Source organism: Morococcus cerebrosus (assembly GCF_022749515.1).
In the GTDB taxonomy this organism is placed as follows: Bacteria; Pseudomonadota; Gammaproteobacteria; order Burkholderiales; family Neisseriaceae; genus Neisseria; species Neisseria cerebrosa.
Genome location: NZ_CP094242.1, coordinates 2317415 through 2330518, shown reverse-complemented (window position 1 = coordinate 2330518; position 13104 = coordinate 2317415). Strand labels below are relative to the sequence as shown.

The 13104-nt window shown below is 54.0% G+C and carries 17 protein-coding genes and 2 pseudogenes; 10 read left to right on the top strand and 9 right to left on the bottom strand.

Going from position 1 to position 13104, the window contains the following annotated elements:
* The first annotated feature begins 100 nt into the window (after positions 1 to 100).
* The 4 genes from lpxD (at position 101) to MON37_RS11005 (ending at position 3656) form a co-directional block, all read left to right on the top strand.
* Entirely contained in the window at positions 101 to 1144 is a 1044-nt protein-coding gene (lpxD, locus tag MON37_RS11020; RefSeq protein WP_039404529.1) for a UDP-3-O-(3-hydroxymyristoyl)glucosamine N-acyltransferase, read from the top strand.
* 124 nt (positions 1145 to 1268) lie between these two features.
* Positions 1269 to 1718, top strand: coding sequence for a 3-hydroxyacyl-ACP dehydratase FabZ (gene fabZ, locus MON37_RS11015; protein WP_003741990.1), 450 nt, complete (start codon positions 1269 to 1271; stop codon positions 1716 to 1718).
* Positions 1719 to 1803: 85 nt separating this feature from the next.
* A complete protein-coding gene (gene lpxA, locus MON37_RS11010) occupies positions 1804 to 2580 on the top strand; it encodes an acyl-ACP--UDP-N-acetylglucosamine O-acyltransferase (protein WP_039404531.1) in 777 nt (258 codons plus the stop codon).
* Between the two features lie 110 nt (positions 2581 to 2690).
* Positions 2691 to 3656 (top strand): IS30 family transposase, encoded by a 966-nt coding sequence (locus tag MON37_RS11005; protein ID WP_242883620.1) that lies wholly within the window; start codon positions 2691 to 2693, stop codon positions 3654 to 3656.
* Positions 3657 to 4008: 352 nt separating this feature from the next.
* On the opposite strand, the gene MON37_RS12310 is transcribed toward MON37_RS11005, so the two are convergent.
* Together MON37_RS12310 and MON37_RS12545 are read right to left on the bottom strand one after the other, a co-directional pair.
* Entirely contained in the window at positions 4009 to 4140 is a 132-nt protein-coding gene (locus tag MON37_RS12310) for a hypothetical protein (RefSeq protein ID WP_019270783.1), read from the bottom strand.
* Positions 4141 to 4471: 331 nt separating this feature from the next.
* Positions 4472 to 4534 (bottom strand): annotated as a pseudogene (locus MON37_RS12545) (transposase); the annotation flags it as partial.
* 181 nt (positions 4535 to 4715) lie between these two features.
* On the opposite strand from MON37_RS12545, the gene pdxA reads away from it, so the two are divergent.
* On the top strand, positions 4716 to 5726 hold the full coding sequence (pdxA, locus tag MON37_RS11000) for a 4-hydroxythreonine-4-phosphate dehydrogenase PdxA (protein ID WP_039405952.1): 1011 nt from the start codon (positions 4716 to 4718) through the stop codon (positions 5724 to 5726).
* 74 nt (positions 5727 to 5800) lie between these two features.
* On the opposite strand, the gene MON37_RS10995 is transcribed toward pdxA, so the two are convergent.
* On the bottom strand, positions 5801 to 6112 hold the full coding sequence (locus MON37_RS10995; protein ID WP_039405955.1) for a periplasmic protein: 312 nt from the start codon (positions 6110 to 6112) through the stop codon (positions 5801 to 5803).
* A 211-nt stretch (positions 6113 to 6323) separates the two neighbouring features.
* Between MON37_RS10995 and MON37_RS10990 the strand changes: the two genes are divergently transcribed.
* Entirely contained in the window at positions 6324 to 7094 is a 771-nt protein-coding gene (locus tag MON37_RS10990; protein WP_003741993.1) for a ParA family protein, read from the top strand.
* 24 nt (positions 7095 to 7118) lie between these two features.
* On the opposite strand, the pseudogene MON37_RS10985 reads toward MON37_RS10990, so the two are convergent.
* From MON37_RS10985 to MON37_RS10960, 6 genes and pseudogenes are all read right to left on the bottom strand, one after another.
* Positions 7119 to 7232: pseudogene (locus MON37_RS10985) on the bottom strand (IS5/IS1182 family transposase); the annotation flags it as partial.
* Between the two features lie 77 nt (positions 7233 to 7309).
* Positions 7310 to 8089 (bottom strand): type I methionyl aminopeptidase, encoded by a 780-nt coding sequence (gene map / locus MON37_RS10980; RefSeq protein WP_003768885.1) that lies wholly within the window; start codon positions 8087 to 8089, stop codon positions 7310 to 7312.
* Positions 8090 to 8198: 109 nt separating this feature from the next.
* Complete coding sequence (locus tag MON37_RS10975) at positions 8199 to 8813, bottom strand: hypothetical protein (protein ID WP_039405960.1); 615 nt, start codon at positions 8811 to 8813, stop codon at positions 8199 to 8201.
* Between the two features lie 69 nt (positions 8814 to 8882).
* Complete coding sequence (locus MON37_RS10970; RefSeq protein WP_039405963.1) at positions 8883 to 9494, bottom strand: BON domain-containing protein; 612 nt, start codon at positions 9492 to 9494, stop codon at positions 8883 to 8885.
* A gap of 72 nt (positions 9495 to 9566) precedes the next feature.
* Positions 9567 to 10160 carry a phosphoheptose isomerase gene (locus MON37_RS10965; RefSeq protein WP_019270777.1) on the bottom strand — a complete coding sequence of 198 codons (594 nt, stop codon included), beginning with the start codon at positions 10158 to 10160 and terminating at the stop codon, positions 9567 to 9569.
* Positions 10161 to 10164: 4 nt separating this feature from the next.
* Positions 10165 to 10512 (bottom strand): YraN family protein, encoded by a 348-nt coding sequence (locus MON37_RS10960; protein WP_003760451.1) that lies wholly within the window; start codon positions 10510 to 10512, stop codon positions 10165 to 10167.
* Between the two features lie 55 nt (positions 10513 to 10567).
* On the opposite strand from MON37_RS10960, the gene rsmI reads away from it, so the two are divergent.
* The 4 genes from rsmI (at position 10568) to MON37_RS10940 (ending at position 13103) form a co-directional block, all read left to right on the top strand.
* The gene (gene rsmI, locus MON37_RS10955; RefSeq protein ID WP_039405969.1) at positions 10568 to 11455 is read left to right on the top strand and encodes a 16S rRNA (cytidine(1402)-2'-O)-methyltransferase; all 888 of its coding nucleotides are present in this window, start codon (positions 10568 to 10570) and stop codon (positions 11453 to 11455) included.
* A gap of 67 nt (positions 11456 to 11522) precedes the next feature.
* Positions 11523 to 11894, top strand: a complete 372-nt coding sequence (locus MON37_RS10950) for a DUF488 domain-containing protein (RefSeq protein WP_039405971.1) — start codon at positions 11523 to 11525, stop codon at positions 11892 to 11894.
* A 98-nt stretch (positions 11895 to 11992) separates the two neighbouring features.
* Positions 11993 to 12772 carry an exodeoxyribonuclease III gene (locus MON37_RS10945; protein WP_039405973.1) on the top strand — a complete coding sequence of 260 codons (780 nt, stop codon included), beginning with the start codon at positions 11993 to 11995 and terminating at the stop codon, positions 12770 to 12772.
* Positions 12759 to 13103, top strand: coding sequence for a hypothetical protein (locus tag MON37_RS10940; RefSeq protein ID WP_039405982.1), 345 nt, complete (start codon positions 12759 to 12761; stop codon positions 13101 to 13103). Before MON37_RS10945 ends, MON37_RS10940 begins: the two co-directional genes overlap by 14 nt.
* The last annotated feature ends 1 nt before the right edge of the window (position 13104 follow it).

Genomic DNA, 13104 nt, shown 5'->3' with positions numbered 1-13104 from the left:
TCTTATCACTCCTGCCGGCATACGTTTTAGGCAAACCGTTCTGTCCGACTGCTCCCGCCGTCCCTTTCAGACGACCTCATCCCAAAGCTTACGAAACATCATGACTTCAAAAACCTACACCCTGTCCCAAATCACAGCGCAGCTTGGCGGCGAATGGCGCGGCAAGGACATTTCCGTCGCCGCCGTGCGCCCGCTCGCAGACGCGCAGGCGGAACACATCAGCTTCCTCGCCAATCCGAAATACAAAGCCGAAGTCCACGACAGCAGCGCGGGTGCGGTCATCGTTTCTGCCAAAGCAGTGGACGAATTTGAAGGGCGCAACCTGATTGTCGCCGACGACCCCTATCTCTATTTCGCCAAAGTCGCCCGCCTGTTTTCGCCCATCGTCAAAGCGCGCGGCGGCATCCATCCGACCGCCGTCGTCGAGGAAAGTGCGACCGTTCCTGCAAGCTGCGAAATCGGCGCAAACGCCTACATCGGCGCGAACACCGTGCTTGGTGAAGGCTGCCGCATCTTGGCAAATGCCGTTGTCCAACACGATTGCAAACTGGGCGACGAAGTCGTCCTGCATCCCAACGCCGTCGTTTATTACGGCTGCACACTGGGCAACCGCGTCGAAATCCACAGCGGCGCAGTCATCGGCGCGGACGGATTCGGACTCGCCTTCGCCGGCGATTTATGGTTTAAAATCCCGCAAACCGGCGCGGTAACGCTGGGCGACGACGTAGAAATTGGTTCGAACACCAACATCGACCGCGGCGCGATGAGCGACACCACCGTCGGCAACGGCACCAAAATCGACAACCAAGTCCAAATCGGACACAACTGCAAAATCGGTTCGCACACCGTCATCGCCGCCAAAACCGGCATCTCAGGCAGCGTTACCATCGGCAGCTACTGCATCATCGGCGGTGGCGTCGGTACGGTCGGACACATCGAAATCGCCGACAAAACCACCATCGGCGGCGGCACGTCCGTGACCCACAGCATTACCGAAAGCGGCAAACACCTCGCCGGCATCTTCCCGATGTCCACCCATAAAGAATGGGCGCGCAACGCCGTTTACATCCACCGCCTGAGCGAAATGAACAAACGCCTCAAAACATTGGAAAACCGTCTGAGCGACAGCGAAAAAGACGAATAACCCCACAATCGGTTTACATGGCGGATGCGCTTTAAATCCCAACAAAGCGGCAAAGCCTGCCGTTTTAAAGCCCCCGCGATGAAACCGCCCAGCCAACCCCGAAATATCAAGGAATACGACGAACATGGACGTACAACTCCCCATCGAAGCCAAAGACATCCAAAAACTCATTCCCCACCGTTACCCGTTTTTGCAACTCGACCGCATCACCGCCTTCGAGTCCATGAAAACCCTGACCGCGATTAAAAACGTCACCATGAACGAGCCGCAGTTCCAAGGCCATTTCCCCGACCTGCCCGTCATGCCCGGCGTACTCATCATCGAAGCCATGGCGCAAGCCTGCGGCACACTCGCCATCCTCAGCGAAGGCGGCCGCAAAGAAAACGAATTCTTCTTCTTCGCCGGCATAGACGAAGCCCGCTTCAAACGCCAAGTCATCCCCGGCGACCAACTCGTTTTCGAAGTCGAGCTGCTGACCAACAAACGCGGCATCGGCAAATTCAGCGCCGTCGCCAAAGTGGACGGACAAGTCGCCGTCGAAGCCATCATCATGTGTGCCAAACGCGTGGTTTGAGTGTTCAGAAAAAGGTCGTCTGAAAGTTTCAGACGACCTGTTGCCGTCGCGCATCTTCGCGGCAACACGACAGGAAAGGAAAAACATGACCCTCATCCACCCGACCGCCGTCATTGACCCCAAAGCCGAACTTGACTCCAGTGTCAAAGTCGGCGCGTACACCGTCATCGGCCCCAACGTCCAAATCGGCGCGAACACCGAAATCGGTCCGCATACCGTCATCAACGGACACACCACCATCGGCGAAAACAACCGTATTTTCCAATTTGCCAGCCTCGGCGAAATTCCGCAGGACAAAAAATACCGCGACGAGCCGACCAAGCTGATTATCGGCAACGGCAACACCATCCGCGAATTCACCACCTTCAACCTCGGCACGGTAACCGGCATCGGTGAAACCCGCGTCGGCGACGACAACTGGATTATGGCGTACTGCCACCTCGCGCACGACTGCGTCATTGGCAACCACACCATCTTCGCCAACAACGCCTCCCTCGCCGGACACGTTACCATCGGCGACTACGTCGTCTTGGGCGGCTACACGCTGGTGTTCCAGTTCTGCCAAATCGGCGACTACGCCATGACCGCCTTTGCCGCAGGCGTACACAAAGACGTACCGCCGTACTTCATGGCGGCAGGCTACCGCGCAGAACCCGCAGGCATCAACAGCGAAGGCATGCGCCGCAACGGCTTCACCGCCGAGCAGATCGCCGCCGTCAAAGATGTGTATAAAACCATCTACCACCGCGGCATCCCGTTTGAAGAAGCCAAAGCCGACATCCTCCGCCGCGCCGAAACGCAGGCCGAGTTGGCGGTGTTCAAAGACTTCTTCGCCCAATCCACGCGCGGGATTATCCGCTGAAGACGGAATCTGCCTGAAGGTCGGCGGATTCGCATTTGAAGTGCAACTTTCCATAACAGAAAAAGGCCAGTATGCGGTAGCATACGGCCTTTCCTGCAAGAAAGATTGCCATGGGCTACACACAACTGACCCAAGACGAACGATACCATATCCAATACCTGTCCCGCTACTGCACCATCGCCGAAATCGCCAAACAGCTCAACCGCCACAAAAGCACCATCAGCCGCGAAATCAAGCGGCACTGCATCCAAGGACAGCAATACAGCGCCGAAAAAGCACAGAAGCAAAGCCGGCTGACCAAACAGCACCGGCGAAAACCCTATAAGCTCGATTCGCAGCTGGTTCAACACATCGACACCCTTATCCACCGCAAACTCAGTCCCGAACAAGTATGCGCTTACTTACGCAAACACCACGGGATCACACTCCATCACAGCACCATTTACCGCTACCTTCGCCAAGACAAAAGCAACGGCGGCACTTTGTGGCAACACCTCAGAATATGCAGCAAACCCTACCGCAAACGCTACGGCAGCACATGGACCAGAGGCAAAGTGCCCGACCGCGTCGGCATAGAGAACCGACCTGCTATCGTCGACCGGAAAACCCGCATCGGCGATTGGGAGGCCGACACCATCGTCGGCAAAAATCAGAAAAGCGCGTTATTGACCTTGGTCGAACGCACTACCCGCTACACCATCATCTGCAAATTAAAGAACTTAAAAGCCGAAGACACTGCCCGGGCGGCCATTAGGGTATTAAAGGCATATAAAGCCAGAGTCCACACCATCACCATGGATAACGGCAAAGAGTTCTACCAACACACCAAAATAGCCAAAGCATTGAAGGCGAAAACCTATTTTTGCCGCCCTTACCATTCTTGGGAGAAAGGGCTGAATGAGAACACCAATGGACTCATCCGGCAATATTTCCCCAAACAAACCGATTTCCGAAACATCAGCGATCGGGAGATACGCAGGGTTCAAGATGAGTTGAACCACCGGCCGAGAAAAACACTTGGCTACGAAACGCCAAGTGTTTTATTCTTGAATCTGTTCCAACCACTGGTACCCTAGTGTTGCACTTGAAATCCGAATCCAAGGTCGTCTGAAAACCTGACCGCTTTAACGACGGTTTTTTGATCCGACAAACCTTACCAAGATCGTCTGAAAAGTTTGCAGGTTTGCCGTTTCAGACGACGTTGTTTTCGTAACATTTGCCTTGTCCTTTCCACGTTTGGCGTGGGAATGGCGGTGGCGCAAGATTCTGTCTTCCATCTAATCGAAAAGGTCGTCTGAAAACTGGGAAACCAAGTTTCAGACGACCTTTTGATTTGTTGGCACGATGTTGATCATGCGTATTTTAGGAACAGATGATTTTGGGCGCGGCATTTTTTAAATGAACCAAGTGCCTGCTGTTCCGCCCGCTTTAGTGGACGTGGCTGCTTTCTACGCCGCCTTTGATTTCACCATAGACTTGTGCAGAGCTGCCTTGTCCGGATTGGGCGGCGCAGGCGTTGAGGAGCAGGAGAGCGGTGGTGAGGAAGAAGAATTTTTTCATGCGGGTTTCCTTTGGTTGGATGGGAGGGGAGGTCGTCTGAAACCCAATAATATAGTGGGAGACCTTTGCAAAAATAGTCTATTAACGAAATTTTACGCATAAAAATGCTCCAAAAAAATTTTCAATTGACTAAAACCTTCCTAATATTGAGCAAAAAGTAGGAAAAATCAGAAAGGTTTTGAATTTTGAAAATGAGATTGAGCATAAAATTTTAGTAACCTATGTTATTGCAAAGGTCTCAGTGGATTAACTTTAAACCAGTACGGCGTTGCCTCGCCTTAGCTCAAAGAGAACGATTCTCTAAGGTGCTGAAGCACCAAGTGAATCGGTTCCGTACTATCTGTACTGTCTGCGGCTTCGTCGCCTTGTCCTGATTTAAATTTAATCCACTATACAATAGGGTTGATCTACTCGTTTTTTGATACGGACTCTGCCGTCATTCCCGCGCGTGGGTATGACGGGATGGCGGGGTCTTATTGGAATCCGCCCTACATTGCAAAGATGAAAACAAAAGTCGTCTGAAATCCCCATCAACCACTTTCAGACGACCTTTATCCAGATTAAGGAATCACATCATGTCCCTTCCCGTATTAGCAGTTGCCTCCGGCGAGCCTGCCGGTATCGGTCCCGATATTTGTTTGGATTTGGCGTTTGCCGAGTTGCTGTGCCGCCCCGTCGTTTTGGGCGACAAAGGCCTATTGGCGCAGCGGGCGGAGATGTTGGGTAAAAACGTTGTCTTGCGGGATTTTGTATCAGGTAATGCCGATAAAGTCCCGTTGTGCCATGGGGAATTGGAAGTTTTGCATATTCCGCTTGCCGCTCCTTGCGAAGCAGGCAGGCTCAATCCCGCCAATGCGCGTTATGTCTTGCAACTGCTGGACACGGCATATCAAGGCATTACCGAAGGCATATTCGACGGCATGGTAACCGCGCCGCTGCACAAAGGCATCATTAATGATGCAGGTGCGGCTGGAGGATTCTTTAGCGGACATACCGAATACCTCGCCGAAAAAAGTCAGACGGAACAAGTCGTCATGATGTTGGCAGGCGACGGGCTGCGCGTCGCTTTGGTTACGACCCATTTACCGCTGCGCGCGGTCGCCGATGCCGTAACACAGCCGCTCGTCGAGTCTGTCGTCCGTATTTTGAACGCCGATTTGCGCGACAAATTCGGCATTGCCCAACCGCATATCCTGGTTACCGGATTGAATCCGCACGCGGGCGAGGGCGGACATTTGGGACACGAAGAAGCCGACATCATCATCCCTGCGCTGGCCCGCCTCAAAAGCGAAGGCATACACGCCAGCGGCCCATATCCCGCAGACACGGTGTTTCAGCCGTTTTTGCTGAAAGATGCCGATGCCGTTTTGGCGATGTATCACGATCAAGGTCTGCCGACGTTGAAATATGCTGGTTTCGGACAAGGCGTCAACATTACGCTCGGACTGCCATTTATCCGTACCTCCGTTGACCACGGTACCGCGCTGGATTTGGCGGGAACAGGCAAAGCCGCCTCCGGCAGCCTGATTGAAGCAGTCCGCACCGCTTTGGAAATGGCGGCAGAAATCCGCAAAAAACAGCGTTAAACAAGACGGAATGCCGTTAAAAAGGTCGTCTGAAACCCGATTCCGTTTCAGACGACCTTTTTATTCAAATCCCGTTATTCGTATTTTTCGCAACGGATGGCAGAATCTTCGCAGAACATCGCTGAAGTTTCCGCATTGCAGGCACGGCGGACGGCGCGGCGCGCTTCCCATTCGTTTTTCCCCGAGGCCTCAAACAACTTTTGGAACGGCTTGACGCTGCACACATAAATACGGTTCGGGTTGCGCGAACCCGATAAGATAATGCGTTCCAAACTGGCGACGCGGGCTTCCAAAACCTCGATTCTTTCCTTCAATTCGGCAACCGAAGCCGCATTGGCCGCAGGCAAAACAACGGCAAGCAACAGGGCAAAGAAAGATTTTTTCATGGTATATCTCTAGGGCAGTTAAAAAAACGGCATATTGTATAGCAAGTTCACTTTAAATCGGCGCAGCATTACCTTGTTTTGTCTTGATTTAAAGAAAATTCGCTATAAAACGTCCCTGCCCGCCACCGCCTCCTTTTCAGATGACCTTATACCCATTTCAAGCAAAAAACGTTAAAATTCCGCCATTAATCCATCCGACAGCAGCAAAAACATGAGCGCACAAATCCTCGCCGTCGCCAACCAAAAAGGCGGCGTCGGCAAAACCACCACCACCGTCAACCTCGCGGCATCGCTCGCCTCCAAAGGCAAACGCGTCCTCGTCATCGACCTCGATCCGCAAGGCAACGCCACCACAGGCAGCGGCATAGACAAAGCCCGCCTCGAAGAAGGCGTGTACCAAGTCGTATTGGGCGATACCGACATCAAAACCGCCGTCGTCCGCAGCGGGGACGGCAGCTACGACGTACTCGGCGCAAACCGCGCGCTTGCCGGTGCCGAAATCGAGCTGGTGCAAGAAATCGCCCGTGAAATCCGCCTCAAAAACGCCCTGCAAACCGTCGAAAACGACTACGACTTCGTCCTCATCGACTGCCCCCCTTCGCTGACCCTGCTCACGCTCAACGGACTCGTCGCCGCCAACGGCGTCATCGTCCCCATGTTGTGCGAATACTATGCCCTCGAAGGCATCTCCGACCTCATCGCCACCGTGCGCAAAATCCGTCAGGCAATTAACCCGCGCCTCGACATCACCGGCATCGTCCGCACCCTCTACGACAGCCGCAGCCGCCTCGTCGTCGAAGTCAGCGAACAGCTTTTCCAACATTTCGGCAACCTGATGTTCCAAACCGTCATCCCCCGCAACGTCCGCCTCGCCGAAGCCCCCAGCCACGGCATGCCCGCACTCGCCTACGACGCCAACGCCAAAGGCACCAAAGCCTACCTCGCCTTGGCGGAAGAACTGTTGGAACGTACTAAAGGTTGAGTTAGCCTGAAAGATAAAGTCTGGAAGATATAGTGGATTAACTTTAAACCAGTACGGCGTTGCCTCGCCTTGCCGTACTATCTGTACTGTCTGCGGCTTCGTCGCCTTGTCCTGATTTAAATTTAATCCACTATAACGCTAAAAGGTCGTCTGAAAACTTGATTTCCAAGTTTTCAGACGACCTTTTTGCTTTGAAAGCGGGATGGTTTGACAGATTAGGGTTTGCCGGTGGCAGGGCTGATGGTCAGGATTTCGTAGCCGGTTTCTGTCACTAAAACTTCATGTTCCCATTGGGCGGAGAGGGAGCGGTCTTTGGTTACAACTGTCCAGCCGTCGTTTAGGATGCGCAGGTGGCGTTTGCCTTGGTTGATCATCGGCTCGATGGTGAAAATCATGCCGGGCTTCAGGACGACGCCTTGTCCTTTCCTGCCGTAGTGCAGAACTTGCGGGGCTTCGTGGAAACCGCGTCCGATGCCGTGGCCGCAAAATTCTTGTACGACGGAGTAGCCTGCGTTTTCGGCAACTTGTTGGCAAGCATAGCCGATGTCGCCCAAGGTCGCGCCGGGTTTGACGGCGGCGATGCCCGCCATCATGGATTCGTGGGTGATGTCAATCAGGCGCTGGGCGATGGGGGAGACTTTGCCGACGGTAAACATACGGCTTGAGTCGCCGTGGAAGCCGTCTTTTTTGATGGTCAGGTCGATGTTGATGATGTCGCCTTCTTTGAGCGGCTTGTCGTCGGGAATGCCGTGGCAGATGACGTGGTTGACGGAGGTGCAGCAGGATTTGGGGTAGGGCGGGTTGCCGTAGTGCAAAGGAGCGGGATAGCCGCCTTGGACGTTGACATGGTAGTCGTAAACGAGTTTGTCGATTTCGTTGGTGGTTACGCCGGGTTTGACGAATTGTCCGATGTAGTCGAGGGCTTCGGCGACGAGTTTGCCCAGTTCGCGCATTTTCTCGATTTCTTCGGGGGTTTTGATGATGATTTCGTTCATGTTGTTTCCTTGATGGTTTCAGACGACCTTGTTGCGGCACAAAGGTCGTCTGAAAGGGAAGAGGATGCAGATTACGGATAAGGCGGCCGCAGGCCGGCGGGTTGTCTGGTTAAAACAGATTGTCCATGACATCTTTGGACTGAGGTTTGGGCTGAACCGGTTTAGGTTGAGCGGGTTTAGGCTGAGCCGGCTTGGGAGCGGGTTGCGGTGCGGGTTTGGATTCGCCCTTCGTTTCGTGAACTTCGGTTTTGGCAGGCTGGGCAGGGGCTTGGGCCTGTGGCTGATCCGCAGGGGTACTTTGGGCAGGTTTGGCTTTGGTTTCCGCTGTTTCTGTCTGCGCGGGCGGTATTTGGTCGTGCTGGTCGTTGTTTTTATCTTTATTTTTCTTATTGTCAGGCTGTGCTTTGGCACGACGGTTTTCGGATTGGTTTTGTGGCGGAATAACGGGGTTTTGAGAAGCGGTTTTTTCTTGTTCGTTTGTTTCGTCTTCAGAGCCTACTATGATTTTTTTCGGTTCGACGGTGCCGTTCGGACGCCAAACTTCCACACCTTCGTCTTTGGGCGCGGTTTGGGCGGATTGGGTGTTGCTGGTGTCGGGTTTGGTATTGAGCGTACCGATAACGCCAACAATCAGTGCGCCGACGGCAATGATGGAAATGACGAAAGCGGCGCGGATAAGGTGTTTAGGTTTGAGTTGGAAAGATTCGTTTTGTTTTTTGGACATAGATCGATGTGTGAAAAGGTGGATGGGGACGGGCGGGATGTTGTTCCCGCCCTTTGGATTAAGGCTGCGTTATTCGGGTTGGGTGTAGTTTTGATACAGGGTAACGACTTTTTGTACGCCGACGGTGGTGCTGACGCGGCGGGTTACCTGCTCTTGCTCTTCAGGTGTCAGTACGCCCATGACGTAAGTAACGTTGCCGTAAGTTACGATTTTGACACGAGCCTGTGTGGCGGGTTTGAGGCCTAAAAGGGCGGTGCGGACTTTGGATGTACCCCATGTGTCGTTGGTTACGTCGCCGAATGTGCGTTCTTGGGAGGCAACGGTGATGTAGTTGTACACGCCTTCGGCGGCTTGCTCGGCGCGGGCGATTTGTTCGACGAATTGTTTTTCGCCTTCAGTGGCAACTTGTCCGAGCAGCAGCAGGTGGCGGTTGTAGCCGACGACGTTGAGTTTGGGGGTGTAACCCTGCGCTTGGTTGTTTTGGCGCAGGTAGGAGCGGGCGGTGGTTTCGACGCGTACCGCCATTACGTTGTCGTCGGTTTGCGCGCCTGTGGTGCGGCGGTCGACGGCGGATTTGGTGCCGACTGCCGCGCCGCCGAGGAGTACGCCGACACAGCCGCTGAGTGTCAGGCTGAGGAGGAGGGCGGTCAGAACGGGTGCGGTATGGCGTTTGATGTTCATATTTTTTCCTTGATGATGAGTTCGGCGGATATGTTTCAGACGACCTTTAAAAGAGGTCGTCTGAAAAAAGGCTTACATTCCTTCAAGCAACATGGAGTCGATGCAGTCGCACATGGCGTGTATCAGCAGGATATGGTTTTCCTGAATGCGGGCGGTGCGCGGGTAGGGGACGTTGAGCAGTACGTCGGTGTCTTTGAGCATGGCGGCGATTTTGCCGCCGTCGCGGCCGGTCATGGCGATGACGTGCATATCGCGTTCGTGTGCCGCTTTGATGGCTTCGATAACGTTGGCGGAGTTGCCGGAGGTGGAAATGCCGACCAAAACGTCGCCGGCACGTCCGAGCGCGCGCACTTGTTTGCTGAATACATGATCAAAGCCGTAGTCGTTGCCGATGGCGGTCAGCGCGGAAGTGTCCGTCGTCAGCGCGACGGCGGCAAGTTCCATGCGCTCTTTTTCAAAGCGTCCGGTCATTTCGGCGGCGAAGTGCTGCGCGTCGGCAGCCGAACCGCCGTTGCCGCAGGCTAAAATTTTGCCGTCGTTCATCAGGCATTGCAGCATCAATTCCGCTGCTTGAGCAGTCGGCTCGACCAATACTTTTTCGGCTTCCTGTTTGGCAAGGATGCTTTCGGCGAAATGGGCGGCAACGCGCTCTTGTAATGTCGTCATATCGTCAACCTGTAATATTCTTTATCCATTCGGGCGGGCGGTTTCCTTCTATCAGCACCGCATCGATGCGGCACGCGCTATCCGTCATGCCGTTTTGTTGCAGATAATACTCCGCAGACCGTTGCAGTTTCAATAACTTAGACGGCGAAATACTGTATGCGGCACCGCCGAAACCCTGATTTTTGCGGTATTTTACTTCAACAAACAGAATCATGTTACCGTTTTTGACAATCAAATCGATTTCGCCGTAAGCGCAGTGCCAGTTGCGCGCCACGAGTTTGCAGCCTTGCGAAAGAAGAAACGCCAGCGCGGCATCTTCGCCCGCCACCCCTTGTTTGTGGTTCAGACGCATGGAAGTTTACCCCGTATAATATCGTTATATTGTTTTCAGACGACCTGATAAAGCCATGTTTCAAAAACACCTTCAAAAAGCCGCCGACAGTATTGAAAAACGGACATTATACGTTGTCGCCACGCCCATCGGCAATTTGGCGGATATCACCCTGCGCGCACTCGCCGTCCTGCAAAAAGCCGACATTATCTGCGCCGAAGATACGCGCGTTACCGCACAGCTTCTGAGCGCATACGGCATACAGGGCAAACTCGTCAGCGTGCGCGAGCATAACGAACAGCAAATGGCGGACAAAATCATCAACCATCTTTCAGACGACCTCACTGTCGCACAAGTTTCCGACGCAGGTACGCCCGCCGTCTGCGATCCGGGTGCGAAACTTGCCCGCCGCGTGCGCGAGGCAGGGTTCAAGGTCGTCCCCGTTGTCGGCGCGAGCGCGGTCATGGGTGCATTGAGCGTCGCAGGCGTTATCGAACCCAATTTCTACTTCAACGGCTTTCTGCCGCCAAAATCCGGCGAACGGCAGAAGCTGCTTGCTAAATGGGCGCAGGCTGATTTCCCCGTTGTGATGTTTGAAACCCCGCACCGCATCGAAGCCACCCTTGCCGACATGGCGGCTCTCTTCCCCGAACGCAGCCTGACCCTGGCCCGAGAAATCACCAAAACCTTCGAAACCTTCCTCAGCGGCACGGTTACTGAAATTCAGACGACCCTGAAAAACGACGGCAATCAGGCGCGCGGCGAAATGGTTCTCATCCTCCATCCTGCGCCCCGTGAAAAACACGATACCTTGCCCGATGCCGCCCAAAACGTTATGAAAATCCTCGCTGCCGAACTGCCTACCAAACAGGCCGCCGAACTTGCCGCCAAAATTACCGGCGAAGGCAAAAAAGCCTTGTATGATTTGGCGTTGGAGTGGAAACGGGTTTCAGACGACGTTTGAAGGTGGGGGTCGTCTGAAAGGACTCGGTGCCGTTTGATTGAACCCAAGATATAGGAGCAGAAAAACGATGTTTACCGTACAACGCATTTATCGTTACCTCCCCGCAGACGGACAAACCGCCGTCTTTATCGACCGCCTTTATCCGCGCGGGGTGACGAAGAAAAAGTTTGCCTCCGTCCTCTGGCTCAAAGACATTACGCCGAGTGCCGCCCTGCGCCGTTGGTATCATGAAAACCCGGAGCAGAATTTCGACGGCTTCGTTACGCGCTATCACGAAGAATTGCAGGGCGGGGTGCAACAGCGCGCCGTGTCCCGCCTGCTTGAGTTGGAGAAGCAAAACGGCAGGGTATGGCTGCTGACCGCCGTCAAGAATCCGCAGCGTTCCCATGTTTCGGCGTTGGCCCAGTTTTTAGGTGCGGCGTTTGAGTATCGGGAATAGGATGGATTTGTCCGAACCTGTTTTTCAGACGACCTTTGCCGCTATCGGTTACAATCCGTTTTTTTTTTCCTTAAACCAATATTCCAAAGCACAAAATTATGCTGAAAATCATCTCCGCCAACGTCAACGGCATCCGCTCCGCCTACAAAAAAGGATTTTACGAATACATCGCCGCATCGGGCGCGGACATTGTCTGCGTGCAGGAACTCAAAGCGCAGGAAGCCGATTTGTCCGACGAAATGAAAAATCCGCACGGGATGCACGGCCATTGGCATTGCGCCGAAAAACGCGGTTACAGCGGCGTGGCGGTGTACAGCAAACGCGCGCCTGACAATGTGCAAATCGGTATGGGCATTGAAGAATTCGACAGGGAAGGGCGGTTTGTGCGCTGCGATTTCAGCAAGCTGTCGGTGATTTCGCTTTATCTGCCCAGCGGCACCAGCGCGCCGGAGCGGCAAGAATTGAAATACCGTTTTTTAGACGCGTTCTATCCCATGCTTGAAGCCATGAAGGCGGAGGGGCGCGACATCGTCGTCTGCGGCGACTGGAACATCGCCCACCAAAACATCGACCTGAAAAACTGGAAAGGCAATCAGAAAAACTCAGGCTTCCTGCCGGAAGAACGCGAATGGATAGGCAAAGTCATCCATACGCTCGGCTGGACGGATATGTGGCGCACGCTCTATCCCGACGATCCGGGCTACACTTGGTGGAGCAACCGCGGGCAGGCGTATGCGAAAGATGTCGGGTGGCGCATCGACTATCAGATGGTTACGCCCGAACTCGCCGCCAAAGCGGTGTCCGCACATGTTTATAAAGACGAGAAATTTTCCGACCATGCACCTTTGGTCGTGGAGTACGACTATGCTGCCCAATAAAGTTTTCGGCAAATACGATTGGAATGTGAACGGTAAAACCGGCATAGGTGCGGCATGGGTGGTCGCCGCGTTTGTACTGCCTATGCTGGTGTGGACGATATTCATGCTGGCGCGGATGTCCGGCTGGGTTGAAATGACCCGCGCCAATCCGCTTTGGGCGGTGGTGTGGCTGCTGTTTTCACTGCCCTGCCTCATGATTGCCGCCAAGTGTTTCGGCTGGAAAGGCTGGCGGTTGATTGCCAACATCCTGATCTGCCTCGCCACCTGTGCCATCTTAAGCGTCCCTGCCGCACTCTTGATTACCTTTACGCTCAAAGATTTGCTCAAATAGG

What these genes read in the sequence shown, in the direction of transcription:
- lpxD (WP_039404529.1), top strand. Translation starts at nt 101, where the DNA reads ATGACTTCAAAAACCTACACCCTGTCCCAAATCACAGCGCAGCTTGGC.
- fabZ (WP_003741990.1), top strand. Translation starts at nt 1,269, where the DNA reads ATGGACGTACAACTCCCCATCGAAGCCAAAGACATCCAAAAACTCATT.
- lpxA (WP_039404531.1), top strand. Translation starts at nt 1,804, where the DNA reads ATGACCCTCATCCACCCGACCGCCGTCATTGACCCCAAAGCCGAACTT.
- MON37_RS11005 (WP_242883620.1), top strand. Translation starts at nt 2,691, where the DNA reads ATGGGCTACACACAACTGACCCAAGACGAACGATACCATATCCAATAC.
- MON37_RS12310 (WP_019270783.1), bottom strand. Translation starts at nt 4,140, where the DNA reads ATGAAAAAATTCTTCTTCCTCACCACCGCTCTCCTGCTCCTCAACGCC.
- pdxA (WP_039405952.1), top strand. Translation starts at nt 4,716, where the DNA reads ATGTCCCTTCCCGTATTAGCAGTTGCCTCCGGCGAGCCTGCCGGTATC.
- MON37_RS10995 (WP_039405955.1), bottom strand. Translation starts at nt 6,112, where the DNA reads ATGAAAAAATCTTTCTTTGCCCTGTTGCTTGCCGTTGTTTTGCCTGCG.
- MON37_RS10990 (WP_003741993.1), top strand. Translation starts at nt 6,324, where the DNA reads ATGAGCGCACAAATCCTCGCCGTCGCCAACCAAAAAGGCGGCGTCGGC.
- map (WP_003768885.1), bottom strand. Translation starts at nt 8,089, where the DNA reads ATGAACGAAATCATCATCAAAACCCCCGAAGAAATCGAGAAAATGCGC.
- MON37_RS10975 (WP_039405960.1), bottom strand. Translation starts at nt 8,813, where the DNA reads ATGTCCAAAAAACAAAACGAATCTTTCCAACTCAAACCTAAACACCTT.
- MON37_RS10970 (WP_039405963.1), bottom strand. Translation starts at nt 9,494, where the DNA reads ATGAACATCAAACGCCATACCGCACCCGTTCTGACCGCCCTCCTCCTC.
- MON37_RS10965 (WP_019270777.1), bottom strand. Translation starts at nt 10,160, where the DNA reads ATGACGACATTACAAGAGCGCGTTGCCGCCCATTTCGCCGAAAGCATC.
- MON37_RS10960 (WP_003760451.1), bottom strand. Translation starts at nt 10,512, where the DNA reads ATGCGTCTGAACCACAAACAAGGGGTGGCGGGCGAAGATGCCGCGCTG.
- rsmI (WP_039405969.1), top strand. Translation starts at nt 10,568, where the DNA reads ATGTTTCAAAAACACCTTCAAAAAGCCGCCGACAGTATTGAAAAACGG.
- MON37_RS10950 (WP_039405971.1), top strand. Translation starts at nt 11,523, where the DNA reads ATGTTTACCGTACAACGCATTTATCGTTACCTCCCCGCAGACGGACAA.
- MON37_RS10945 (WP_039405973.1), top strand. Translation starts at nt 11,993, where the DNA reads ATGCTGAAAATCATCTCCGCCAACGTCAACGGCATCCGCTCCGCCTAC.
- MON37_RS10940 (WP_039405982.1), top strand. Translation starts at nt 12,759, where the DNA reads ATGCTGCCCAATAAAGTTTTCGGCAAATACGATTGGAATGTGAACGGT.